Origin of the sequence: Halanaeroarchaeum sp. HSR-CO (assembly GCF_024972755.1) — an archaeon.
GTDB lineage: Archaea > Halobacteriota > Halobacteria > Halobacteriales > Halobacteriaceae > Halanaeroarchaeum.
In genome coordinates this window covers 2,390,756-2,415,265 of sequence record NZ_CP087724.1, presented here as the reverse complement: position 1 = coordinate 2,415,265, position 24,510 = coordinate 2,390,756, and the positions used below count along the sequence as shown (strand labels likewise).

At 67.3% G+C, this 24,510-nt stretch carries 24 protein-coding genes and 1 pseudogene; 17 read left to right on the top strand and 8 right to left on the bottom strand.

Annotated elements, in window-relative coordinates; genetic code table 11:
• The first annotated feature begins 25 nt into the window (after positions 1-25).
• From HSRCO_RS12645 to HSRCO_RS12635, 3 genes and pseudogenes are all read left to right on the top strand, one after another.
• A pseudogene (locus HSRCO_RS12645) lies at positions 26-879 on the top strand (isoaspartyl peptidase/L-asparaginase).
• Positions 880-921: 42 nt separating this feature from the next.
• Positions 922-1,812 (top strand): type II methionyl aminopeptidase, encoded by an 891-nt coding sequence (gene map / locus HSRCO_RS12640; RefSeq protein WP_259518004.1) that lies wholly within the window; start codon positions 922-924, stop codon positions 1,810-1,812.
• Between the two features lie 63 nt (positions 1,813-1,875).
• Positions 1,876-2,412 carry an HIT domain-containing protein gene (locus HSRCO_RS12635; RefSeq protein WP_259518003.1) on the top strand — a complete coding sequence of 179 codons (537 nt, stop codon included), beginning with the start codon at positions 1,876-1,878 and terminating at the stop codon, positions 2,410-2,412.
• Between the two features lie 140 nt (positions 2,413-2,552).
• Here HSRCO_RS12635 and HSRCO_RS12630 read toward each other — a convergent pair whose 3' ends face one another.
• Positions 2,553-3,806, bottom strand: coding sequence for a tRNA (N(6)-L-threonylcarbamoyladenosine(37)-C(2))-methylthiotransferase (locus tag HSRCO_RS12630; RefSeq protein ID WP_259518002.1), 1,254 nt, complete (start codon positions 3,804-3,806; stop codon positions 2,553-2,555).
• A 104-nt stretch (positions 3,807-3,910) separates the two neighbouring features.
• Between HSRCO_RS12630 and HSRCO_RS12625 the strand changes: the two genes are divergently transcribed.
• Positions 3,911-5,482 carry a spermidine synthase gene (locus HSRCO_RS12625; RefSeq protein WP_259518001.1) on the top strand — a complete coding sequence of 524 codons (1,572 nt, stop codon included), beginning with the start codon at positions 3,911-3,913 and terminating at the stop codon, positions 5,480-5,482.
• Here the strand turns inward: HSRCO_RS12625 and deoC are convergent.
• A complete protein-coding gene (gene deoC / locus HSRCO_RS12620) occupies positions 5,479-6,126 on the bottom strand; it encodes a deoxyribose-phosphate aldolase (RefSeq protein ID WP_259518000.1) in 648 nt (215 codons plus the stop codon). The genes HSRCO_RS12625 and deoC overlap by 4 nt on opposite strands.
• 25 nt (positions 6,127-6,151) lie before the next feature.
• Positions 6,152-6,757, bottom strand: coding sequence for a hypothetical protein (locus HSRCO_RS12615; RefSeq protein ID WP_259517999.1), 606 nt, complete (start codon positions 6,755-6,757; stop codon positions 6,152-6,154).
• An 82-nt stretch (positions 6,758-6,839) separates the two neighbouring features.
• On the opposite strand from HSRCO_RS12615, the gene HSRCO_RS12610 reads away from it, so the two are divergent.
• The 8 genes from HSRCO_RS12610 (at position 6,840) to HSRCO_RS12575 (ending at position 14,744) form a co-directional block, all read left to right on the top strand.
• Positions 6,840-7,817: a ribose 1,5-bisphosphate isomerase gene (locus HSRCO_RS12610; protein WP_259517998.1), complete on the top strand. Its 978-nt coding sequence runs from the start codon at positions 6,840-6,842 to the stop codon at positions 7,815-7,817.
• Positions 7,818-7,851: 34 nt separating this feature from the next.
• Complete coding sequence (locus HSRCO_RS12605; RefSeq protein ID WP_259517997.1) at positions 7,852-8,670, top strand: DUF63 family protein; 819 nt, start codon at positions 7,852-7,854, stop codon at positions 8,668-8,670.
• Between the two features lie 23 nt (positions 8,671-8,693).
• Positions 8,694-9,623, top strand: a complete 930-nt coding sequence (locus HSRCO_RS12600; protein WP_259517996.1) for a carbohydrate kinase family protein — start codon at positions 8,694-8,696, stop codon at positions 9,621-9,623.
• Positions 9,624-9,702: 79 nt separating this feature from the next.
• Positions 9,703-10,434 (top strand): nucleoside phosphorylase, encoded by a 732-nt coding sequence (locus HSRCO_RS12595; RefSeq protein WP_259517995.1) that lies wholly within the window; start codon positions 9,703-9,705, stop codon positions 10,432-10,434.
• 74 nt (positions 10,435-10,508) lie between these two features.
• Positions 10,509-11,957 carry an HPP family protein gene (locus HSRCO_RS12590; protein WP_259517994.1) on the top strand — a complete coding sequence of 483 codons (1,449 nt, stop codon included), beginning with the start codon at positions 10,509-10,511 and terminating at the stop codon, positions 11,955-11,957.
• Between the two features lie 51 nt (positions 11,958-12,008).
• Positions 12,009-13,286 (top strand): potassium channel family protein, encoded by a 1,278-nt coding sequence (locus HSRCO_RS12585; protein WP_259517993.1) that lies wholly within the window; start codon positions 12,009-12,011, stop codon positions 13,284-13,286.
• Positions 13,286-14,410 carry a TrkA C-terminal domain-containing protein gene (locus HSRCO_RS12580; protein WP_259517992.1) on the top strand — a complete coding sequence of 375 codons (1,125 nt, stop codon included), beginning with the start codon at positions 13,286-13,288 and terminating at the stop codon, positions 14,408-14,410. Before HSRCO_RS12585 ends, HSRCO_RS12580 begins: the two co-directional genes overlap by 1 nt.
• Before the next feature lie 34 nt (positions 14,411-14,444).
• The gene (locus HSRCO_RS12575) at positions 14,445-14,744 is read left to right on the top strand and encodes a ubiquitin-like small modifier protein 1 (RefSeq protein WP_259517991.1); all 300 of its coding nucleotides are present in this window, start codon (positions 14,445-14,447) and stop codon (positions 14,742-14,744) included.
• Positions 14,745-14,777: 33 nt separating this feature from the next.
• Here HSRCO_RS12575 and HSRCO_RS12570 read toward each other — a convergent pair whose 3' ends face one another.
• The 3 genes from HSRCO_RS12570 to HSRCO_RS12560 form a co-directional block, all read right to left on the bottom strand.
• Complete coding sequence (locus tag HSRCO_RS12570; protein WP_259517990.1) at positions 14,778-15,005, bottom strand: hypothetical protein; 228 nt, start codon at positions 15,003-15,005, stop codon at positions 14,778-14,780.
• Positions 15,002-16,243, bottom strand: coding sequence for a Glu-tRNA(Gln) amidotransferase subunit GatD (gene gatD, locus HSRCO_RS12565; protein WP_259517989.1), 1,242 nt, complete (start codon positions 16,241-16,243; stop codon positions 15,002-15,004). The genes HSRCO_RS12570 and gatD overlap by 4 nt, the downstream gene beginning before the upstream one ends.
• Before the next feature lie 64 nt (positions 16,244-16,307).
• The gene (locus HSRCO_RS12560) at positions 16,308-16,958 is read right to left on the bottom strand and encodes an ArsR family transcriptional regulator (protein ID WP_259519805.1); all 651 of its coding nucleotides are present in this window, start codon (positions 16,956-16,958) and stop codon (positions 16,308-16,310) included.
• 134 nt (positions 16,959-17,092) lie between these two features.
• On the opposite strand from HSRCO_RS12560, the gene HSRCO_RS12555 reads away from it, so the two are divergent.
• The 5 genes from HSRCO_RS12555 to thrS all read left to right on the top strand — a co-directional run bounded on the left by HSRCO_RS12555 (position 17,093) and on the right by thrS (position 22,543).
• Positions 17,093-17,431, top strand: coding sequence for a DUF5802 family protein (locus tag HSRCO_RS12555; RefSeq protein WP_259517988.1), 339 nt, complete (start codon positions 17,093-17,095; stop codon positions 17,429-17,431).
• An 84-nt stretch (positions 17,432-17,515) separates the two neighbouring features.
• Positions 17,516-18,403, top strand: a complete 888-nt coding sequence (locus tag HSRCO_RS12550; protein ID WP_259517987.1) for a Vms1/Ankzf1 family peptidyl-tRNA hydrolase — start codon at positions 17,516-17,518, stop codon at positions 18,401-18,403.
• Between the two features lie 91 nt (positions 18,404-18,494).
• Complete coding sequence (locus HSRCO_RS12545) at positions 18,495-19,511, top strand: DUF1611 domain-containing protein (RefSeq protein WP_259517986.1); 1,017 nt, start codon at positions 18,495-18,497, stop codon at positions 19,509-19,511.
• Positions 19,508-20,545, top strand: coding sequence for a dipeptide epimerase (locus HSRCO_RS12540; RefSeq protein WP_259517985.1), 1,038 nt, complete (start codon positions 19,508-19,510; stop codon positions 20,543-20,545). The genes HSRCO_RS12545 and HSRCO_RS12540 overlap by 4 nt, the downstream gene beginning before the upstream one ends.
• A 72-nt stretch (positions 20,546-20,617) precedes the next feature.
• The gene (thrS, locus tag HSRCO_RS12535; protein ID WP_259517984.1) at positions 20,618-22,543 is read left to right on the top strand and encodes a threonine--tRNA ligase; all 1,926 of its coding nucleotides are present in this window, start codon (positions 20,618-20,620) and stop codon (positions 22,541-22,543) included.
• A 199-nt stretch (positions 22,544-22,742) separates the two neighbouring features.
• Here the strand turns inward: thrS and HSRCO_RS12530 are convergent, their stop codons facing one another.
• Both HSRCO_RS12530 and HSRCO_RS12525 read right to left on the bottom strand, forming a co-directional pair.
• Complete coding sequence (locus HSRCO_RS12530) at positions 22,743-23,276, bottom strand: DUF302 domain-containing protein (protein ID WP_259517983.1); 534 nt, start codon at positions 23,274-23,276, stop codon at positions 22,743-22,745.
• Positions 23,277-23,685: 409 nt separating this feature from the next.
• The gene (locus HSRCO_RS12525; RefSeq protein ID WP_259517982.1) at positions 23,686-24,495 is read right to left on the bottom strand and encodes a PspA/IM30 family protein; all 810 of its coding nucleotides are present in this window, start codon (positions 24,493-24,495) and stop codon (positions 23,686-23,688) included.
• Positions 24,496-24,510: the final 15 nt, after the last annotated feature.

Here is a 24,510-nt window from a genome sequence, read left to right as displayed (position 1 = left end):
TCTCCCCCCACTGCGAGCGACGGATATGCGCGTTATCGCACACGGCGGGGCCGGCGACGTTCCAGCTGCGCCAGACGCCCGCCACTCGGCCCTCGCGTCGGCCGTCGAGACGGGCGTGTCCGAGTCCGAACCCCTCGATGCGGTCGTCGCGACGATACACCTCCTCGAATCCGATCCGCGGTTCAATGCCGGCTTCGGAAGCTGGCCTCAGAGCGATGGCATCGCCCGTACCGACGCCGGGCTGATGACCGACGATCGGGAGGTCGGCGCCGCGTGCTCGATGCCCGGCGTCGAGCACGCCGTCTCCGTGGCTCGCGTCGTTTTAGAGGAGACGCCACACGTGCTGGTGAGTGGTGTGCACGCGGTGGACCTCGCAGCGGATTTCGGGATCGAGACCGCGGTCGACCTCCAGAGCGAGCGGACGCGAACCCGGTGGAACGAACTCGAGGGGACTCCGACCGGGGGCCCGCGGACCACCTCGAATGGCTCCAGGGACGGTTCGGCGGCCACGACACGGTCGGCGCCGTCGCCGTCGACGGGGATCGCGTCGCTGCGGCGACTTCGACCGGGGGTCGCTGGCTGGCGCTCGCGGGTCGGGTGGGTGACGTCCCCCAGGTCGGGAGCGGATTCTACGCCGCACCGGCCGGGGGCGCGAGTGCGACCGGGGTGGGCGAGGACATCGCCCGGGTGACGCTTACCCGTCGCGCGGTCGACCATCTGGAATCGGGCCACGAAGCCCAGATCGCGGCCGACCTGGCCATCGAGGAGTTCACCGACGTCACAGAATCGGGCGCCGCCGTCATCGTCGCCGACGTCGATGGGACCGTGGGGAGCGCGTTCAACACGGCGGCGATGCAGACGGCGACGGCCACGCGGTGAGGACCCGCAAGCGCTTTCTGCCGGTCGGCTGAAGTGGGGTGCATGAGCGACGTCGACCTGTCCGCCGAGCAGTACGAGCAGTATCGAGAGGCGGGCGAGATCCTCGAGACCGTCCTCGCGGAAGCCGCCGATCGCGTCGAGGTGGGCGCGAGCCATCTCGAGGTAGCCGAGTTCGCCGAAGATCGTATCGAAGAACTGGGGGGAGCGCCCGCCTTCCCGGTCAACATCTCCATCGACGAGGAGGCATCCCACGCGACACCAGCCCGCGACGACGAGTCCGTCTTCGGCGAGGAGATGGTCTGTCTGGACATCGGCGTCCACGTCGATGGCTGGATCGCCGACGCGGCGACGACCGTGGACCTGAGCGGGAATCCCGAGATGGTCGAGGCCGCAGAGGACGCCCTCGCGGCGGCGATCGACGCCGTCGAACCCGGTGTTCATACCGGCGAGATCGGCGCGGAGATCGAGGCCGCCATCGACAGCTACGACCTGAACCCGGTCGTCAACCTCACGGGTCACGGCCTCGCGCAGTGGGACGCCCACACCGGGCCGAACGTCCCCAATCGCGGACTGGACACCGGCGTCGAGTTGCAGGTCGGCGACGTGGTCGCCATCGAACCGTTCGTCACGGATGGGAGTGGGAAGGTCGGCGAGGGCTCCAAGACGGAGATCTACTCGCTGGTCTCGGAGGGTCGCGTCCGCAACCGACAGGCACGCCAGGTGATGGAGACGGTCGCCGAAGCGTACCGGGAACTCCCGTTCGCTGCCCGGTGGCTCGACGACGCACGTGCGGAGATGTCGCTGCGTCGCCTGACGATGAACGACGTCCTTCGGAGCTATCCGGTGCTCAAAGAGCAGGACGGCGCACTCGTCAGTCAGGCCGAGCACACGATCATCGTCACCGAGGACGGGGCCGAGGTCACGACCGGATAGCAAACGAGAGCGACCGTCGACCGAGCCGGAACCATTACTGGCACGCCGCTCGCACGATCGGTCATGGATTCCGTCTTCGCCCCGTGGCGCATCGAGTGGGTGGAACGCGACGGGAACGAGGAATTCGAGGACTGCGTCTTCTGCGAGGTACCCGAGATGGGGGCCGACAGGGAGTACCTCGTCGTCGCCAGAAACGAGCACGCCTTCGTGATGCTCAACAACTACCCGTACAACCCCGGGCACGCGATGGTCATTCCGTTTGCCCACGAACGCGATTACGAGGACCTCTCCGAGCCGGTTCTGCTCGCCCACAGCCGTCTCGTCCAGCAAACCATCACGGCGCTGAAGGCGGCGATGAATCCAGACGGCATCAACACGGGGCTCAACCTCGGGGGGTCGGCGGCCGGCGGTTCCATCGACGATCACCTCCACACGCACGTCGTCCCGCGCTGGCAGGGCGATACGAACTTCATGCCTGTCATCTCCGAGACGAAGGTCATCGTGGAGGCCGTCGAAGACACCTACGACCGACTGTACGACGCGTTCGCCAACCTCGAGGGCACCACCGTCGAAGACGCCTCACGGGCGGTCCACCTCTAGTTCAAATACGAAGCCACGGCCACCCCTGTCCGTGCTGTGACAGACAGCGTGGCGGTGGGAGCGGGAGTGCGACGGACGCCGTCACGAGGAGGGACGTCGCCTGTTCGCCATGACGAGCGGATCGTGACCGCTTCGCGCAGTCACTCGACCGGTTCGCCCATCGCGTAGACCGTGTTGTGCGTGGTGACGGTCACGTCCACGAAATCGCCCGGGTCGATGCCGTACTCGGACGCGTTCTGCACGACGATCTGGTGGTAGGCGTCGTCGAAGGCCTGGACCGAGTCGCGGCGGCCAGACTCGACGGCGAGGACCCGCCGGGTCGTCCCGACGATGTCCTCGTAGGCGGCCCCCACGACGTCCATCTTCAGGTCCGTCATCGCGGACGAGCGCTCCTTCTTGAGGGTCCCACCGAGCCCTTTCATCCCGGCGGCGTCGGTCCCGGGGCGCTTCGAGAATCGCGTGACGTTGATCTTCTCCGGTTCCACGTCCTGGAGGAGGTCCATGCTCGCCTGGAAGTCGGCGTCGGTCTCGGTGGGGAAGCCGACGATGAAGTCCGTCGAGAGCGTCCAGTCCTCGAGGGCGTCGTCGAAGGTCGCGACGACCTCGCGGAACTCCTCGACGGTGTGCTGGCGGCCCATTGCCTCGAGGACCGTATCGGCGCCCGACTGCACCGGGATGTGGAGGAAGTTGTAGAGTTTCTCACAGTCGGCGTACACCTCGGCGAGTTCTTCGCGGACCGCGTGGACGCCCCAGGGGTTGGCCATCCCGAGGCGGACACGGAAGTCGCCCTCGATGGCACAGATGCCGCGAAGCAACTCGGGGAGCCACCGCTCACCCTGGTCCATTCCATAGACGCCGGTGTCCTGGCCGGTGATCCGTATCTCGCTTGCACCGGCGTCGACGAGGTCGTGGGCACGCTCGACGTTCGCCTCGACGGACGGCGAGTCGATCCGACCGGTCGCAAACTTGGTGATGCAGTACGAGCAGTCGCTCATGCAGCCACGGGCGATGGGCAGGATGCCGACGACCCCGTCGAGGACCGGTTCCGTGTCGGGGGTGGTCGTCGGACATTCGCCGTTCGTGACTGCCTCGGGCACCTCGTCCCAGTGCAGAATCTGGGCGTCGACGTCGGCGTCCTCGAATGCGGTCTCCTGTGCGAGTGCCATACAGCCAGTGACGATCAGATCGGCGGTCTCCGCCTCGAGTTCCTCGGCCCGGCGGAGCATGTTGCGTTCGGTCTTCTCGACTACGGTACACGTGTTGAGGATGGCCACGTCGGCCGACTCGGCGTCCGGAACTGGGTGGTGGCCCGCGTCGCGGAGCCGTCGCTCGATGGCGCGGCTCTCGCCGCGGTTCGACGTGCATCCGTAGGTCTCGATGGTGTACCGAGCCATCTACCCTCGGTATCGCCCGCGCGGGCAAAAGCACGGTGTTTCGGGCGGATTCGTCGCCCTCCGGACGGGACACGTATTTCCGACCGCGTGACCAACGAACCGTCGTGCAGTCGAACGCCGACACCGCCCGGTTCTCGGTCCCCATCCAGACCGCCGAAGGTGCGGTCCTGGTCTCCGGCTTCTCGAGCATGGGCCTCGAGATTCTCGCGGGCCGGATCATCGCCCCCGAGTTCGGGAGTAGCATCTACACCTGGGGGAGCATCATCGGGGTGTTCCTGGTCGCATTGAGCCTTGGATACTGGTACGGTGGCAAGCGTGCGGCAGCGAAGGCGAGTCCACTCGCCCTCGCCGGTATCCTCGCGCAATCCGCGCTGTTCGTCGCGTTCTTGCTCGCGGCTGGCGATCTACTGTTGCAGTTCACTGACACGCTGCCGCTCCCGAACCGCTATGCAGTGATCCTGCCGATAGCGGTGCTCTTCGGGCCGCCGGTCTACTTGCTCGGGTTTATCAGCCCCTACGCCGCCCAGCTCTCCCGGGAGCAGAGCACCGGCGGCGCGTCCGGTCGGGTGTACGCGCTCGGGACCATCGGGAGCATCGCCGGAACGTTCGGGACGACCTTCGTCCTCATCCCGTCGCTGTCCGTCCCGATCATCGAGTTGTTCTTCGGTGTCCTCCTCGTCGGGGCGGCAGCAGTCATCGTCCTTCGCCGCGCTCCCCGCTCTCTGGAGATGGTGCGCGTGGTGGTCATCGCGTCACTCGTCGTGGGCGCGTTCGCCTTCGGGGGCGCCAGCATCTCCACGGGCGATTCGATCGTCTACCAGACCCAGACGCCCTACCAGCAACTCGAAGTGGCAGACGACGACGGCGTCCGGACGCTCTACCTCGACGGAACTCCCCACAGCGCGACCTACGTCGACGACCGCGAAGGCTACGTCTTCGAGTACCTGCGGTACTTACACATCCCGATGCTGGTGCAAGACGACGTCGACAACGTGTTGTTCATCGGCGGGGGTGGGTTCACGGCGCCACAGCGGTTCGTCGAGGAGTATCCCGACGTGAACGTCGACGTCGTCGAGATCGACCCGGTCGTCATCCAGACAGCCGAGGACTACTTCGGACTGGCGGAGTCAGACCGGTTACAGGTCCACGAGGGCGACGGGCGCGCGTTCCTCGACGAGACGGACACGGAGTACGACGTCATCGTCCTCGACGCCTACAAGTCAGATCAGGTCCCCTTCCACCTGACGACGGTCGAGTTCATGCACCTCGCCGCCGACCGCCTCGACGAGGACGGGATGCTGGTCGCGAACATCATCTCCCGGCCCTCGGGTTCGGGCTCGGCGTTCTTCAGGGCCGAGTACAAGACGATGAAGGAGGCCTTCCCGTACGTCTACGCGTTCCCGACCTCCGAGACGGTGTTCCTCCAGAACATCGAGGTCGTGGCGTCGAAACAGCAGTTGACACGAGGGCAACTGCAAACACGGGCCGAGGAGCGCGACGTCGGCGTCCCGCTCGAGACGGCGGTCTCCCGCATGATGGATTCCGACACCATCCGGACCGACGACGTGCCCGTCCTCCGCGACGACAAGGCGCCGGTCGACGAACTCCTCGACTCGCAACTCGACCGCCGGTACGTCGTCTCGGAGACGAACGAGACGGCGTCCGTGGCGCGCTAACTGCGGGACGCCTCGAAGTCCTCGACGATAGCGACGCCGCTGCTCGCGCCGATTCGCTCCGCGCCGGCGGCCAGCATCGCTCTGGCGGCCTTCCAGTCGCCGATACCGCCGCTGGCCTTGACCGGCAGGTACTCGGCCATGAGTTCGACGTCCTCGACCGCCGCGCCGCCGTCCGCGAACCCGGTCGAGGTCTTCACGAAGTCCGCTCCGGCCTCGACGGCGACCTCGCAGGCGGCGTGTTTTGCCGCGTCGGTGAGCAACGCGGTCTCGATGATGACCTTCACGGGGAGCGGAACCGCCTCGACGATGGCGGCAATTTCGGCGCGTACGGCGTCTCTGTCACCCGCTTTCAGCCGCCCCACATTGATGACGACGTCCAGTTCGTCGGCTCCGTCGTCCCTGGCGCTCTCGGCTTCCGCCCGCTTGACCGCCGGCGCGTTCTGTCCGTGCGGGAAGCCGATGACGGTGGCGACGGTGCAGTCCTCGGGGGCGTACTCCCTGGCCTCGGCCACGTAACACGGCGGGATGCAGACGTTCATCCCGTACTCGACGGCCTCGTCGACGACCCTGGTGACGTCGGCGAACGTCGTCTCGGGGCCCAGCACGGTGTGATCGATGGTGCTGGCGAGTTCGGCTCGGTCCATGGACGGGCCGTCTCGAGCGATGGTATTAATTCGGCTGGTCCATCCCCGGCGCACTCGCGAGCGCGTCCGTCACCGCCCTCGCATTCGCCGTGGCGACCCGTCGCTGATAGGCCGGCCAGGTCGCGAGCCCACTGCTGCGATCGGCGACGGTAACGTCGCCATCCACGACGTAGGCGTCGCGATTGTCGATGACGATCGGCGCATCGTCGACTATCGCGCTGGCGAGCGTCGCATTGCCCGAGTGAACGTACGCGAAGGACGTTTCGACCGTCGACGAGGGGGAGAGCGGCGAGTAGGAAATCGACGATTCGGTGACCAGGATAGCGAGTATCGGGCCCTCGCTGTCCTTTTCTAGTGATTCGACACGGGTCACGGTGGCTCCACGCTGCGCGAGATCGTCGGCGATGCGGTCGGCCATCCCCGCTTCGAGCCACCCGTCGCCGGCCACGTAGAGGGTCACGGGTCCGTCGAGTGAGGCCCTGGCGTTGTTCACCTGACTGGTACCGACCGAGGAGTCGATGGTGGTCTCGCTCTCGAGGATACTCGCGTCGACGAATCCGAAGCCGACGATACCCGCACCGACGATGGTGACGACGAGGAGGGCGTAGAGAGACCGCCGTTCTGCGTGCATACTTCCCGCTGAGTACTTGTTCGATAGTCAAGGTGTCGGCCAGGCCCGGACGTTTTTGCCCGCCGGCCACCTATCCCACCGTATGGCGACACAGACGGTCGATGCAACGGCCGAGGACATCGCGTCGATGGAGATCAGGGGGGCCGCGACCATCGCCCGTGCCGCCGCCGAGGCCCTGGCCGTGCAGGCCGAGGAGAGCGACGCCGCGGATCCCGAGGCGTTCCGCGCCGAGATGCGGGGGGCCGCCCGCGTCCTCCTCGACACCCGGCCGACTGCCGTCAGCCTCCCCAATTCGTTGCGGTTCGTGCTCAATGGCATGGCCGGCGAATCCGTCGAGGCGCTCCGGTCGTCGGTCGAGCGGACCGTCGAGACCTTCGTCGCCGACCTCGAGTCGGCCCAGGACCGACTGGGTCGGATCGGGGCGAACCGTCTGCGGGACGGCGACGTCATCATGACTCACTGCCACTCGACCGACGCCCTCGCGACGGTCGAGAAAGCGGTCGAGGCCGGCAAGCACGTCGAGGCATACGTCAAAGAGACGCGACCGCGCAAACAGGGCCACATCACCGCTCGGCAACTCCGCGAGATGGACGTCCCGGTCACGCTCGTGGTGGACAACGCCGCCCACCGTTACCTCAACGACGTCGACCACGTGGTCGTCGGCGCCGACTCCATCGCGGCGGACGGATCGGTCATCAACAAGATCGGGACGAGCGGCCTCGCCGTGAGCGCCAGGGACCGCGGTACCCCGATCATGGTCGCCGCACAGACCCTCAAACTCCATCCCGACACGCTCACCGGCCACACGGTCGAGATCGAGATGCGCGACGAGGACGAGGTCATCTCCTCCGCCGACCGCGAGGAGATCGGGGACATCGAGGTGCGCAACCCCGCGTTCGACGTGACGCCGCCCCGCTACGTCGACGCTATCGTGACCGAACGGGGCCAGTTCCCGCCCGAGAGCATCGTGACGCTCATGCGCGAACTCTACGGCGACGTCGACGATCAGCCGTGGACGGAGCCATCGAACCGAGACGCCGTCAGCGCCGACGATCGATAGCAACGCTTTCACGTCCCCGACGAGGTCTTCAGCTATGGTGCTGCCTGCCGGATCGACGATACCGCCGCTCCCCCAGACAGTCCTTCTTCTCGCCGCTCTCGCGGCGGTCGTCTGGGCGCTCCGACGGGCTGGCGTGACGATCTCCGACCGGACGATACTTGCCCTCTCGCCCTGGATGGTGGCCGGTGCGACGGCCTACGTCGTGTCGAAACTTGACGTGGTACCGGCTATCGTGGCTCCGTTTTTCGGGTCGCCGGCGGTCTACGGGACGACGTTCGTGTTTGCTGGGACGACCTGGCTCGTCGTTCGCCGTACGCCACGGCCGCTGGCATCCCTTGGGGGCGTCGGCGTCATCGCAGCCGTCGTTCCGACTGCCGTCGCGCTCTGGGTGGGAATGGCCTCCGGGAGACTCACGCCGGTCGTGCCACTGCTGGGCGTCGCAGGCGGAGCCATCCTGGCCGGTGTCGTCTGGAAACTGTTCGAGACCGTCAGGCCCGCCGACGCGACGACCGTGGGCCTCGCCGGCCCGCTCGTCTTCTTCGCCCACGCTCTCGACGGCGTCTCGACGGCGGTGGGCATCGACCTCCTGGGCTTCGGGGAGCAGTCGCCGCTGTCCCGACTCATCATGGAGGCCGCCGGGGCGCTCCCGACCGCGGACCTGCTGGGCGTCGGCTGGCTGTTCGTGCTGGTGAAACTCGGAATGGCGTCGGTCGTACTCTGGCTGCTGGCGGGGTACGTTCGAGAGGAGCCCGCCGAGGGATTCGGACTGCTGGGGCTCGTCATCGCCGTCGGGCTCGGCCCCGGCGCCCACAACGTCCTGCTGTTCATCGTCCTGGGTCCCTCACTGTTTTAATCCGGGCCCGCACAGGTCGACGTATGGTTCGGGTGGTCACCGCCGGCCACGTCAACTGGGACGTCACGCTCCGCGTGGCGGCGTTGCCGGCGCCGGACGGCGAGGCACGCATCTCCTCCCAGCGTCGGTCCGGTGGGGGCAGTGCGGCGAACGTCGCCGCCGCCATCGCGGGATACGGGGCCGAAGCGGGCGTTATCGGCAGCGTCGGCGACGACGAACCGGGCTTTCTCGCGCGCCGCGAACTCGACCGCGACGGCGTCGACGTCTCCGCGCTTCGAACGGTCCGCTCCGCCGAGACGACCGTGAAGTACCTCATCGTCGACGCCGAGGGGGAGGTGATGGTCCTGGGCAACGAGGGCGCGAACGAGGCGTTCTCGGTCGCCGACCTCGACCCGACGGTCGTCCGGGACGCCGACCACCTCCACCTGACCAGCCAGCGGCCGGAGACCGCCGAGCGACTGGCGGGGATCGCACGAGACGCGGGGGTGACGGTCTCCTTCGATCCCGGCCGCCGACTCTCGGAACGGGACTACGGCGACCTCCCGGATCGCGTCGACCTCCTCTTTTTGAACCAGCGGGAGGCAGCCGTCGCACTGGCCAGTACCGCCCCGAGGGAGGCAGTTGCGGGAACCGACCGCGTTCTCGTCGTCAAACACGGTGCGAACGGGGCGACCGTCTACAGCGACGAGGCGGTGGTCGAGTCCCCGGGATTCGACGTGGATCCGGTCGACACCACCGGCGCGGGCGACGCCTTCGCCGCCGGCTTCCTCGCGGTCGTCCTCGGAGCCTGGGACGGGGTGGCGCGCGAGACGATCCGGGCCGGTGACTTCGACCGTGCCCTCCGGATCGCGAACGCCTGTGGTGCGATGGCAGCCTGCGAGGAGGGGGCGCGGACCGCACCCACGCGCGCCGACGCCGAGGAGTTCCTCGTCGACCGCCGGAGCGTCGACTGATCGCATCCCTGCCCGCCTGACCGACCCGCAACGCCGACCAATCGTCGCGCTTTTTCACCGAAGGCGAGAAACGCCCGCTATGGGAAAACAGCCACATCTCCAGATCGAGGCCGGCGACGTCCACGAGGTCGCGCTCATCCCCGGTGACCCGGGCCGGGTCGACCGGATCGCCGCCCAGTGCGACGAATCGACCACCGTCGCCGAGAACCGCGAGTACAAGGTCGTCAACGCCACCTACGAGGGCGTTCCCCTGACCATCGTCTCGACGGGGATCGGCTGTCCGTCGGCGTCCATCGCCGTCGAGGAACTCGCCCGGGTGGGCGTGGAGACGTTCATCCGCGTCGGGACGACCGGGGCCCTCCAGCGCGACGTCGAGATCGGCGACATGGTGGTCGCGACCGGTGCCGCGAAGAACGAGGGGACGACGAAGCGGTACGAACCCGTCGAGTTCCCTGCCGTCCCCGACTTCGCGGTCACGACCGCACTGGTCGAGGCCGCCGAGGCGAACGACGAGGCGGTCCACGTCGGTCCCATCGCCAGCGACGACGCCTACTACGCCGAGACGGAGGAGTACGTCGCGGAGTGGGAGGACGCCGGCATCCTGTCCGTCGAGATGGAGGCGGCCTCGGTCTTCACGCTCGCACGCCGCAAGGGACTCGCCGCGGCCGCCATCTGCACGGTCGACGGGAACCTCGTGAAGGGGACCCAGAAGGGGGCCGAGGGCGAGGACGAACTCCCGCCGAAGGCTCGGGACAACGTCGAACGGGCCATCGGCCTGGCGCTCGACGCGGTCGTGGCCCTCGCCGACTGAGTCGGTGCTGGCGCCGGCCCTGGCGGTCGACCTGAACACAAGAGCCAACTACCTTTCACCCACACGGGGTGGTAATGGACCGCAGACGGGGGCAGGTCGACGACCTGCTAGGAAGTGCTCGGCGATACGCGAGACGCAAACTCGTGCAAGCCCGGCGGTGGCTGGGGCAGACGAGCCACCTGGAGCGGGTTTCGGTGCTCGTGTTCGCCCCGCTGCTCATCGCGGTCGTCACATTGCTGTCGAATCTGATTGGCGCCGTCTCTTTTCTCCTGTTCCCGCCGCTGGCCTCGGGCACGTACACGCTGTTCGCCGACCCCGAGGGAGCGTACTCTTCGCCCGTGAAATTCGTGGGTGGGATGACGCTGGGGGCGCTCAGTGGCTGGGCCGCCCTGCTCGTGTCCGCGCGATTCCTCTACGGGCTTCCGGTCGGCGCGATGGAGGTTCACCCGGTGGGGGCGGCGTTCGGCATCTTGCTCACCGGTGTGCTGACCTGGCTGCTCGACCTCGAAGAGCCGACGGCCTTCTCGACGGCGCTGCTCGTTCTCATCACGGGGACGTCACAACTCGCGTACATCGTGGGCGTGATGCTCTCCTCGTCGTTCGTCGCGCTGGTCTTCGTCGTCTGGCGCTCGAAATTCTACGAGGAGCGCGCGACCTACCTCTACGGGACGACCGACGCGGACGACCGGGTGCTGGTACCCATGCGGACCGAGGCGGCCGAACGGACGGCCGCGTTCGGCGCCCGCCTCGCCGCGGCCCACGACGCGAGCAAGGTCGTCCTGTTCGGGATGATCACCGACGAGGACGTCGCAGCGGCCGAATCCGACATCGCGTCCGGGACGGTCGAACCGGTCGGCGAGTACATCCACGAGGAAGCGACACCGGCGGAACGACGAGCCGCCGACGTCGTCGCCCGCCGTCTCGAACAGCACGCCGCCAGCCTGCAGGCGACGGTCGGTGTCCCGACGGACGTCGTCGTTAGCCACGTGGGACGTTCCGTCGCCGGGACCGTCCTGCAGACGGCGGAAGCGACGGATTGCGACCTCGTCGTTGCGCCGTACGAGGAACGCGACGGCGAACTGATCGATTACATCCGTGATCTCTTCCAGGCCCGATTCGACGTCGTCGCGTTCAAGTCGAACCGGGAGGAGCCCCGCTGGAAACGGGTGATGGTGACGGTGCGGAGTGCGGGAGACGTCGCGAACGCGATGGTCGAGTACGCCCAGCGCCTCGCGGGCCAGACCGGGACGGTGTCGGTCTGCTCGGTCATCGCGAGCGAGCGCGACCGCCGGCCCACCGAGCGGATGCTCGCGAACCTCGTCGAGGTCGTGGATATCCACGCGGAGACTCGCGTCTCTCAGACCACCTTCCGATCGTTCGTCGAGCGCAACGGCGCCCAGTACGACCTGCTGTTGATGGGGGCGAGCACCGACCGGTCGAAACCCTCGCGCATCATCAAGCGTCCCGCCTTCGAGCAGGTCTCGGGCGTCGAGACGGACGTCGCCATCGTCCATCGCGGGTAGTCGGGCCGGGCAGCGGCTGACCTTTATGAGCGTCTGGCCCAGGGTCTCGGTATGGCGACACCGTCGATCCCCCTGGAGGTCCTGCGGGGACTCTACCTCGGCATCCTGACTGGGGTGTTGCCCGCACTCCTCGCGTTCGGATTCGGGTTCCTCTTCCGGTACGTCACCGGCGTGTCTATCCCGGCGTTCGCGGTCATCGTCCTCGGCCTCGCGCTCGCGGGCGTGAACGGCGGTCTGCTCGCGTTCGTGGACCCGTCTATCACCGAATCAGCGAACAGCATCGCACTGATGACCGCGGTCGTGGTCGTGTTGATGCTCTCGCTGTACACCCACTCGCTCGGCGATCGGCTGGCGACGACCGTCCCGCATCATTTCTCGCTCGAGACCATCCGTGCGACCACCATCTCGACTGACGTGATCGACTTCGTGGGTGGTCGCGGCGAGGTTCAGGTGTCGGTCGTCGGGGAGGTGCGGGACATGGAGGGCTACCCGCCGCTCCCGGAACCGCTCCGGGCGGGCCTCGGCGCCGTCGAGTGGCGCTTCCCTGCCGACCTGCCCATCGAGGAACTCGAGGCCAGAATGGGCGAGCGGTACCGAACCGAGTTCGATCTCCAGGCGGTGGAGGTGACGATGGACGCCCGCGGTCGAGCGACCGTGAGCGCCGCCCCGCCGCGCTCGGGCGTCTCCCGCCGTCTCGAGAGCGGTCGCCGGGCGGTCTCCTTCGACGCGTTGGTGCCAACCGGGGTGGCTCGTGGCGAGGCGGTCACGGTCCTCACCGAGGACGGGGCCGTGGAGGGCAGGGTCGTGAGCGCCCGCTCCGGAGAGGCGGCGGCTGAAGCGCCGGTCGAACAGGATGCCGACCCCGCCGCCGAGGGCACTGACGATGCGGCCGATATCGAGGCCAGCGCAGACGAACAGGCCATTTCGACGCCGGTGCCGGAAACGCGGGCACCGACCACGACCGGGGGCCGTGGACGGGTGACGGTCGCCGTCAGGCCCGGCGAGGCCAGGGACCTCCTCGACGCGACCGACGCGCGGGTCGTCGTCACCTCCCGTGGGTCCCGCCGCGAGTTCGAACTCGTGTCGCTGCTCCACCGGGCGGGCCAGCGACTCCGCCGGGTCACCCTTCGGTCCGGTGGCGCGTTCGACGGAACGACCCTCGGCGAACTGGCGCCCAGAGCGCAGTTCGGCGTCGCGATACTGGCGATCCGGACCGATACCGGCTGGCGCGTGGCGCCGCGTGGCGACACACCCCTCCAGGATGGCACGGAGGTGTACGTCGTGGGGACACACGATGGGGTCGAGGGGTTCAGGGAGGCGGTCGCCTGATGGTCGCGGAGGTGGTGAGCCTCGAACCAGTCCTGCGCGTCGCCGGACTGATCGTGCTATCCTTCCTGACGGCCGCGCTGGTCGCGGTCGCGTATCGCTGGTACGTCCGGGTCCGGGTCCCCGGCGGTGTCGCCCTGCTCGCGGGCGTTTCCGCCGTCGCGCTCTACCTCAACACGCGCGGGGCGCTCGGCCAGGTCGTCGCCGGGCAGACGGGCTATCTCACCTGGGAGGCCGTGGTCTTCAACTCGCTGTCCTTCCTGCTTGGTGCCCTCGTCACGCCACTCGGCCGACGCGGCGGGGATCGACTTGCGGTGAGCGTGATGGCGATGGCGGGGTCCCAGATCGTGGAGGGAGAGGTGAGCACTCTGGTCGGGACCGTCGGTCGCCTGGTCTCGCTGTCGCTCCCGGAGACCATCCACGACATCGACGGCTACGATCCGGCCAGCGAGGGGGTGAAGGACGCACTCGCCGGAAAGACCCTCCTGTTCCCCCGTCGCGGTGGCCGGCCGGAACTCGAAAACCGCCTTCGCGCACGCATCAAGGACGACTACGACGTGGGCTACGTGGACCTCGACGTCGCCCCGGACGGGACCGTGGAGTACCTCGCGCTCGGTCGCCGCGTCGCGGGCATCGGCCCCACTCTCGGACCCGGTGGCGCCGCGGTGGCCGTCGAGGCCGACCCACCGAACGCCGCGAGCGCGGGCGACGTCGTCCAGGTCTGGAAGACCGGTGCGGAGAAGCGGCGCGTCGCGACCGGCGAAGTGCGCGGTGTGGCCGGCGACGTGGTCACACTCGCCCTCGACGAGACGGAGGCCCGGACGCTGGCGGGCAACCGGTACCGACTGCTCACGCTCCCGAGCGAGCCGACGGCGGACCGGGAGTTCGCCGCGCTCCTCAGGGCGGCCGAGGAGACGATGGCCGCGATCAACGTCGACCCAGGGAGCCAACTGGTCGACGCGACGGTCGGCGACCTCGGAGCCACGGTCGTCGCCGTTAAACCGACCGAGGACGCCGTCGACCCGGTCCCACCTATGTCGCGACCGCTGGCGGCCGGCGACCTGGTGTACGTGGTCGCGTCGCCGGCGACGATACGCCAGCTAGAAGAGCGGGCCGCCGCGACCTGAAACCCTCTTGGTCGGGGAGTGCGTACCCCGTTCCATGCAGGTGAAGCTGTTCGCCGACCTGGCGGAGGTCGCCGGCGAGAAGCACGTCGACCTCGACCTCGAAGCGGGGGCGACGGTGACTGACGTCGTCGACGCGCTCGTCGACACACACCCCGGTCTCGGGGAACAGATCCTGGACGAGGACGGGGATCTGGCGGAGCAGTTCAACGTCCTCCAGAACGGCGCGAACGTCTTCGCGACCGGCGACGGCATGGAGACCCCCGTCGAGGCCGACGACGAACTCGCCCTGTTCCCGCCAGTCAGCGGCGGTGCTCGTCCCGATACGGACGCGTGAGGGCCGCTCGGAAGACGAAATCCGGGTCGCCGCTCACGTCGACGCGGTTCGCCGCGACGTCGCTGACCGTCCGGTCGTCTCGGGAATCAACACGCGAATACGCTTTGCGCCGACGATGGCGACGTCCCGGGCGACGGCAGCCAGGAGGGCCGCCGCCGCGACGGCGTCTGTCCACGCGGCCGCGCCGTACTCCGCCCAGGTGTCACGGGTGAACGCGCCGATAGCGTCCCCGTCCTCGTGGCGTGCCTGCCGAATGTTCATCGCCAGGGGACGGACCGCTCCTGGATCTCCCCGGCGAGCGGGCGCCCCATCGCTTCGCGAACGTCCTCGACGTTCTCGACGGCCCACATGAGTTTGACCAGCGCGGTCCCCGGGAGCATGTCCTCGCCCTCGATGACGCCCGCGTCGAGGAGGTCCCGTCCCGTGTCGTAGACACGGTCGCAGACGCGCCCTTCGAGGCACTGACTCGTCATGACGACGTGGGTCCCGTCGTCGACGAGCGATTCGATGGTATCGATGGCGTCGGTGTTGACGTGTCCGAGGCCGGTTCCCTCGACGACGAGCCCCGACTTCCCCGTCATCATCTCGAAGACGGACAGGTCCATTCCGGGCGTGAACTTCACCAGTTCGACGTCGGTCGCCAGGGCCGGGGCGACGTCCAGTTCGACCTCGTCCCGTTCGCGGTACTCGCGCCGGAAGGTGACCTCGCCGGTGTCGTAGTCGACCTCGCCGAGCGGCTTCGCACCGACCGTCTCGAAGGCGTCACGTCGCGAGGTGTGGTTCTTCCGGACCCGGGTACCGCGGTGGAGCGCCACCCGGTCGTCGCTCTGGGTCGCGTGCATGGCGACCATGACCTCGGCGGCGTCGGCTTTCGCGGCCTCGACGGCACAGACCGCGTTCATCACGTTGTCCGACGAAGGCCGATCCGCGGAGCGCTGACTCCCGGTGAAGACGATCGGCACCGGCGTGTCGAGCATGAACGCGAGCGTGCTCGCGGTGTACTGCATCGTGTCGGTCCCGTGCATGACCACGACGCCGTCGGCGCCGTTCTCGACCTCCTCGTGGACGACGGCCGCGAGGTCCTGCCAGACCGACGGGTCCATGTTCTCGGAGAGGATGTTGGCGACGACCCGACCGCGGTAGTTCGCGCGACCGGCGAGGTCCGGGACCGCCCGGAGGACGTCCTCGGCGTCGAACTGGGCGGTCACGGCGCCCGTCCGGTAATCGACGGTGGAGGCGATGGTCCCGCCGGTCGAGATGAGCGCGATGGTCGGCAGGTCGTCGTCGAACTCGACGGCGGACGTCTCGTCGGTCGTCCCCGAGTCGACGTCGTAGACGTCAGATTCGAGCACCTCGACGGTGGCGTCCTCGCGATCGATCCCGACGTTGTACCCGCTGTCGAGTTTGACGACGAGCGAGCGAGCGGACGAGGAGGGCAACAAGATGCCCTCGTGGGTCGTTCCGCCGTCGTCGACACGGATGCGGTCCCCTGGGTTCATGGAACGGCCTACCCGGGCGGGAGCCTTGAAACCATCTATGGCGGCCCGTCGGAGCGGCTCGGACTCAGCCGGTGATCGTCCAGCCGACGTCGGTCTGATCGACGACGTCCTGCTCCGCGAGGTCCGCGAGGACACGTTCGATTAGCGTGTCGGGGACCTCCACCTCGCGCGCGAGGGAGTCGATTGTCCGTTCGTCCCCCGCGAGCGCACCGAGGACCTCCGCCGTGAGTTGGCTCCCGTTGCCGTCGGCGTACTGGTTCAGCTCCGTCTGGACCTCCGTGAGGCGTCCCTGGACCCAGCGCTGGGCCATCGAGAGTTCGCGTTCCAGGTCCCGCAGGTCGTCGAGTCGCGACGCGAGGGTGGCGACGTCGTTCTCGTCGTCGAAGGCCGTCGTGATGGCGAGGTGCGAACACCGACCGAGGTCCAGGTCCGCGGAGGCCGGATACGCACTCTTGGCCCCGAAGTCGTAGGGCGAGACGCGGACCTCGAGGCGGAGGTTCTGGGCGATGTGGAAGTACTTCCGCCGCTTTTCGTCCACGTGACTCTCGACCAGCCCGGCCTCCTCGAGTCGCCGCAAGTGGTCGATGACCGCCTTCGGACTCACGCCGATGTACTCCGAGATCTCGGTGACGTAACTCGGTTTCCGCGCGAGCAGCCGCAGGATGCGTCGGCGGTTCTCGTTGCCGAGCAGGTCGAGCAGCGCCCCGGAGTCCATTTTCAGCGAGGGGTAAGCCATCCGCGGGGAAAAGCATGTCTGCTCGTCGGCCCCCGCCCCGACCGGCCGGCCGCCCGAGGGCGGTTTCCACCCACCGGCACCCTTTTCACTGGCCGTGCCTGACATACACACGCATGTTCGAGCCGTTCTCGAGCGGATACTACCTGGGACGGCTGTTCGTGGAACCGAGCCACGACGAATCGGCCACGATGCAGCAGAATCAACACGAGCGCGTCAACCGGCAACTGTACGCCAGTGGGGACGGCGTCGAGCGACTCGACGCCCCGCTCGTGATGAAACTCGGGGAGACACACCTCGCGGTACACGGATCGCCGGAGGTCCCCGAAGGGACCCTCGCGGTCCCCGAGGAGACCCTCGAATCCATCCGCATCGAGAATCCGCCGACCCTCAGCGACGTCCTCCTCGCGAAAGCCGAGCACGCCGAGCGACTGGTCTCCTATGGTGCGGTCTGATCGGTCGACGATGGCGGTTCGGGACCTCCCTCCTGGCGTGGGTCTCCGGAGCCATTAAGCGGCCACGGGTCCCTCCTCCGGACGATGCTGGATCGGTTGCTCGGTCGCGCGTCGCTCAAGGAGCGCATCGAGACGCTCGAGGCCGAACGCGACAGTCTCGAGTCCCAACTCGAGGCCGAATCCGACCGCCGAAGCGAGGCTGCGCGCAAGCGACAGGAGGCCGAGGCGCGCGTCAATCACCTCGAGGACCGCATCGAGGAACTCGAGGACCGCGTGGAGCGCGCCGAAGCGACGGAGAGCGACACGGCCGTCAGGGGCGAGGAGATCCTTCGCGGCGACCGCCTCGACGCGGTTCTCTCTCGTCTCGAAAGCGTTAGCACTGGCCCGGAAGGGGCGCTCTCCGCGATGGTCGACGGGATGCTGCCAGATGCGGTCCGCGAGGCGTTCGGCGAGCGCACACCGCTCGTAGAGCACGCGGCCCCTGCGCTGGTGTACGCCGACGACGCCCACCTCGTGAACGTCGCCCTCAGACCGCCGGTCGCGCCGGACCCGTTCGTGCGATGGGACGACTCGTTCGAGATCGACCGCGAGTGGTTCGAACCGTCGGGCGAGTACGCTCTGACACTGATCCGGGCCGATCGCTTCGCCATCGGCGAGTACGACGGGCGCGAACGGCGCTCCGTGACCGGGTTCGAGAGCGACGTAAAAGGTGCCCACTCGAAGGGCGGGTTCTCGCAGGCCCGGTTCGAACGGCGACGCGACGCCCAGATCGACGACCACCTCGAGGCCGCCCGGGACGCCATCGAGGACCGAGATACCGACCGGCTCTACGTCGTCGGCGAATCCACGCTGCTCCCGGAGTTCGCCGACGTGGCGACCGTCACCCATCCCAGCGACGCCACCGGGAAGCCGACGGCCGCCCTGGAGGAGGCGTTCGCCGATTTCTGGTCGGTCCAGCTGACCCTCCTGTAGAGGGGGTGGCGGGTGCGAGACCGTACGACACCGCACCGCTCTCGACAGCTGGTTCAGCAGCGTTAAGCATCCGCCGCGCGATTTCCCCGACATGCGTGTCGCACTCCTCGCACACGAGAAATTTCCGGACGACGCCAAGACCGCGGTCGGCGTGCTCCGGTACGCGGATTACGACGTGACCGCGGTCCTCGACAGGGATCTCGCCGGCGACCGGGTCAACGACCACCTGGAGGGCGTTCCGGACGCGCCCATCGTCGCGGGGATGGACGACCTCGACGAACCGGTCGACGCCCTGCTTATCGGCATCGCCCCCATCGGCGGTGGCTTCGACGACTCCTGGCGCCCGGACGTCAGGGCAGCCATCGAGAGCGGTGCGGACGTCATCGCTGGCCTCCACTATTTTCTCTCGGAGGACGACGAGTTCGCCAGTCTCGCGGCCGAGAACGGTGTGGACCTCTGGGACGTCCGCAAGCCCGACGCGGACCTCACAGTCGCCCAGGGGGTCTCGGGTGACGTCGCCGCAGACGTAGTGCTCACGGTCGGGACCGACTGCTCGACCGGGAAGATGACGGCCTCCGTGGAGATGACCGACGCTGCGACGGACCGGGGTGAGGACGCCGCCTTCGTCCCGACCGGCCAGACCGGAATCATGATCGCGAACTGGGGCCATCCCATCGACCGGGTCATCAGCGACTTCACCGCGGGCGCGGTCGAGGACATGATCGTCGAGAAAGGCGACGAGCACGACTACCTCTTCGTCGAGGGACAGGGTGCCATCACCCATCCCGCCTACTCGGCGGTGACCCTGGGTATCCTCCACGGGTCGATGCCCGACAAACTCGTGCTCACGCACAACGCGGGCCAGGAGGTCGTCCACGGCTACGAGGACTTCGAACTGGCCGACCTGGAGACCTACGTCGACCTCTACGAGGACCTCGCGGCGCCGGTCCACGAGGCCGAGGTCGTCGCGGGGATGCTCAATACCTCCGCCATCGAGTCGGACGAGGCAGCCCGTGAGGCAGTCGAGACGTACTCGGACGCCATCGGTGCTCCCGCGACCGACCCGGTTCGGTTCGGCGCCGAGGAGATACTGGACGCGGTCCTATGAGTCTGACCGCGTCGTTCGAACGGGTCGAGTACGCACTCGAGCACCCGTTCACCATCGCCCGAGGCACCCAGGACACCGCCGAGAACGTCATCGTTCGCATCGAGGACGACGAAGGGACTGTCGGCGTCGGCGGGGCCGCGCCGTCGACCCACTACGGCGAGACGCCCGATACCGTCGAGGCTGTCCTGCCCGCCCTCTTCGAGGTCGTCGAGTCGGTCGGTGACCCCCACCAGCTGGACCGCATCGAAGCCAGCATGGACCGCGTCGTCACCGACAATCCGTCGGCGAAGGCCGCTGTGGACATCGCGCTCCACGACCTCGCGGCCAAACGGGTCGACCTCCCCCTCTACCGGTATCTCGGTCTGGATCCCGCGGCGAGCCTGGAGACCTCCTACACCATCGGCATCGACGACCGGGAAACGATGCGCGAGAAGACCCTCGAGGCACGAGCGCGTGGCTTCTCCACGCTCAAGGTGAAGGTGGGGACCGACCGCGACCGCGAGATCCTCGAGACCGTGCGGGGTGCCGCCCCCGACGCCATCATCCGCGTCGACGCGAACGAAGGCTGGACGCCTCGCGAGGCGGTTCGCAACATCGAAGCCATCGCCGAGTTCGACGTAGAGTTCGTCGAACAGCCGGTCCCGGCCGAACACCCCGAGGGACTACGATACGTCTACGAGCGCTCGCCACTACCCATCGCCGTCGACGAGAGTCTCGTCCGGGCGACCGACGTGCCCGACGTGGCGGACCGGGCCGACATCGCGAACCTCAAACTCATGAAGACGGGCGGTATCCGGGAGGCGATCCGGCTGATCCACGCCGCCCGCGCCCACGGGATGGAGATCATGGCCGGCTGCATGATCGAATCGAACGCCTCGATCGCTGGCGCCGCACACCTCACACCCCTTCTCGATTACGTCGATCTCGACGGGTCGATCCTCCTCGCCGAGGACGACTTCGAGGGCGTCCCGATCGACGACGGGTCCGTCGACCTCGCCGCGATCGAGCGGCCCGGAACCGGCGCCCGAATCTGAGCGCCGACGAACCGGGAGCGGTTCGGCACGTTCTCAACAGGCTTATAGCGGGCACCCAAGTTAGTGGCCTGCATGAGCAGTGTCACGGTGACGCTCCCCGACGGCTCGACGCTCGATGTCGAGGCGGGGGCGACTGTCGAGGACGTAGCGCACGAAATTGGCCCCGGCCTCGGCCGTGACACAGTCGCCGGAAAACTGGACGGGGACCTCGTGGCCAAAGAGCAACCAATCGAGGACGACGTCGCCATCGAGATCGTCACCGATGGGTCCTCGGAGTATCGGTCGGTGCTCCGGCACACGGCCGCACACGTCTTCGCCCAGGCTCTCCAGCGGTTGTTCCCCGAGGCCAAACTCGCCATCGGCCCGTACACCGACGACGGATTCTACTACGACGTCACGGGCGTCGACCTCGACCAGGACGACCTCGAGGCCATCGAGACGGAGATGGAGGCGATCATCGAGGCCGATTACCCGGTCGAACGGGTCGAAGAATCCCGGGAGACGGCGACGGAGAAGTACGCGGACAACCCCTACAAACTCGAAATCTTGGATGAGGAGGCCGCCGGCGAGGACCCGGTGACCTTCTACCGACAGGACGGCTGGGAGGACCTCTGCAAGGGTCCGCACGTCGAGTCCACCGGCGAGATCGGTGCCGTCTCCCTCCTCAACGTCTCCGCGGCCTACTGGCGGGGCGACGAAGAGAACGAGACGTTGACCCGCATCTACGGGACGGCCTTCGAGTCCGAGGACGAACTCGAATCGTTCCTCGAACAGCGCGAGGAGGCCAAAAAGCGCGATCACCGCAAGATCGGTCGGGAGATGGAACTGTTCTCCATCCCCGACGTGACCGGACCGGGCCTCCCGCTCTACCACCCGAACGGCAAGACGGTCCTGCGCGAACTCGAAGCGTACGTCGACGAGTTGAACCGGGACGCCGGCTACGACTTCGTCGAGACGCCACACATCTTCCGAACGGAGCTCTGGAAGCAGTCGGGTCATTACGACAACTACGTCGACGACATGTTCCTCCTCGACGTCAACGACGAGGAATACGGTCTGAAGCCGATGAACTGCCCGGGCCACGCGACGATCTTCGGTCAGACGACCTGGAGCTATCGCGACCTGCCGGTGCGGTACGCCGAGAACGGGAAGGTCTACCGCAAGGAACAGCGCGGCGAGCTCTCCGGGCTCTCCCGCGTCTGGGCGTTCACCATCGACGACGGCCACCTGTTCGTCCGGCCGGACCAGATCGAAGACGAGATCAGACAGATCATGGGCATGATCTTCGAGGTCATCGAGAACTTCGATTTGGACGTCGAGGTCGCCCTCGCGACCCGCCCCGAGAAGTCGATGGGCTCGGACGATATCTGGGAGCAGGCGGAATCCCAGTTGCGCTCCGTGCTCGAAACGGGTGGCTACGACTACGACGTCGAACCCGGCGACGGCGCCTTCTACGGACCGAAGATCGACATCGGCTTCGAGGACGCCCTCGGCCGGACCTGGGACGGTCCGACGGTCCAACTCGACTTCAACATGCCCGAGCAGTTCGACCTGACCTACGTCGGGACGGACAACGAGGAACACCGCCCGGTGATGATCCACCGCGCCCTCTACGGAAGCTTCGAGCGCTTTTTCATGGTGCTCATCGAGCACTTCGACGGCAAATTCCCGCTCTGGCTGGCGCCCGAACAGGTCCGCATCCTCCCCGTCTCCGACGACAATCTCGGCTACGCCCACCGCGTGAAAAACGAACTCGACGGCTACCGGGTCGAGGTCGAGGACCGCGACTGGACGGTCGGCAAGAAGATCCAGCAGGCCCACGAGGACAGGGTCCCCTACATGATCGTCGTCGGCGACGACGAGGAGGCGGCGGGGACGGTCTCCATCCGCGACCGCATGGAACGCGAGGAGAAGGACGTCTCCATCGGTGAGTTCCGGACCCATCTCGATTCGGAACGGGACGAGAAGCGGACCGCCCCGGACTTCCTGGCGGAGTAGCTGGCCACCGGGACGGGCGACCCGATCGACGGCGTCTCGTCGGAACGGAGCCGCCGTCACGCACCGACGCCCGATCATTCTGGTGCACGGTCGTGATTTCTCACGAGGCGACGGTCCAGCTGGCGGCGCTGGTCCGCCGGAATCCCTCTCGATCGAAACTGTCGTGTCCGCAGGCTGCCGGTGCAGTCTCGCCGGCAGATCAGACCGTGGCTGGCCGAGCGACGGCGAGTGACGCGGAGGCTTCGTCTGGTGGCGTCTCGAGGACGGCGTCGATGACGACCTCGGTCTCGGCGGCCGCGTCCTCCATGACGTCGGTCACCGTGCCGCCGAACGGTTTGGCGACGAGACCGCTGTTCATCCGGGCGATGTAGGTGTTGCCGTCGGCCTTCTCGTAAATCGCCACACGGCACGGCATCATCGGGGTGACGATGCGTTCTTCGCTGCCCGCGAGGATCTCCGATGCGTGACCGGCGTTACAGAGTTCGAAGACCTTGACCTGCTCGACGTCGTGGCCGTGTTTGTCCATGGTGGCCGCGAGGTCGTGGGTCGTCACGAGCGACCACTCGGTACCCGATACTTCCTCTTCGAACAGTTCCACGGTCGTTTCGAAGTCGTGGGGACTCCGGTCTTCCTGAATCATGAGCGAGGGCATGGCGTAGAACCCGATTGCTCCAGTCAACAGGCTCCCGACGAGAACTCCGGCGATACCGACGATGATGACGTTACGATCCATCGATCGAGCAAGGGACCGCCCCGCTCATTATATTTTGGGTTGTGTACAATACTACCAAGAACGGAATGCGAATTTTCCCGCTGAATAGGGGTGACACGTTCGCTCAGCGAGCGTACTCCATCACATTCCAGGGGCCGTGACATTCGAGTACTGCGGTGGGACACGTTCGGAAACCGGCTGTCCGATCACGTCACCGCTGGCGTCGTCGGTCTGTACGCGGCCTGTCGATGTGTATTGAACAATGTCTCCAATAACGACGACGTGTGCGAAGCGTTTCCACGGAACAGAACGGCGAACAGAACCGACGTGCCCCGGTCGCCTGGTCGCCGTACGGGCGTCGCTCGGAGGCAGGGTCCGGCGAAAACGATCGTGTGATCGGGGTCGGCACACGTCCCCTCGATTCGGGTGCTCACTCTCGGGTCTGTTCGTCCCGCAACTCCTCGAGTTCGGCTTCGACGGCCTCCTCGTCGACCGACTCATCGATAGCTGCCTCGGCTTCCGCTTCGTCTGCGGTTGTCTCCTCGCCGCCACTCTCCCCTCGAAGCGTTTCGAGTTCGCTCTCGATGGTGCGTTCGGTGCGGCCCGCCTCGAGTTCCTTGTCGATTGCGTCCTCGTCGGAGAGTGGGTCTTCGAGGACGCCGCGATCCTGCAGTTCGTCCATCGCGGCCGCCCGCGCCTCCATGTCCTCGGTCCGTTCGTTGGCGCGCTCGATGGCGCGGCCCACGTCTTCCATCTCGTCCCCGACGCCGGTCATGGCCTCGGAGACCCGTGTCTGGGCTTCGGCGGCCTCGTAGCGGGCCTTCACGGTCTCCTTTTTGGTCTTGAACTCGTCGATCTGGCTCTTCAACTCGGACTTCTGCGATTCGAGGTTGGACTGGGTGGTCTGTAACGAGCCGATCTGTTCTTCGAGTTCCTCGATCTGGGACAGCTTGGCCTGCTTTTTCTCGAGCGCCCGTTTGGCCAGATCCTCTCGGTCCTGGGCCATCGCCTCGCGGGCCTGTTCGTTGTGTTTCTCGACGTTCTCCTGGAGGCGATTGCGCTGGACCTCCAGGCGCTTTCGCTGGGCGGTTACGTCGGCGATACCCCGTTCGACGTCCTTGAGTTCGTCGCGCATCTGTTCGTAGGAGTAATCCAGTGTCTCGCTCGGATCCTCGACCCGCCCGAGGATCGCGTTGATCTTCGAGCGGATGATGAAGGAGATGCGTGAGAGGATGCCCATACCCGGTCAAAGGGT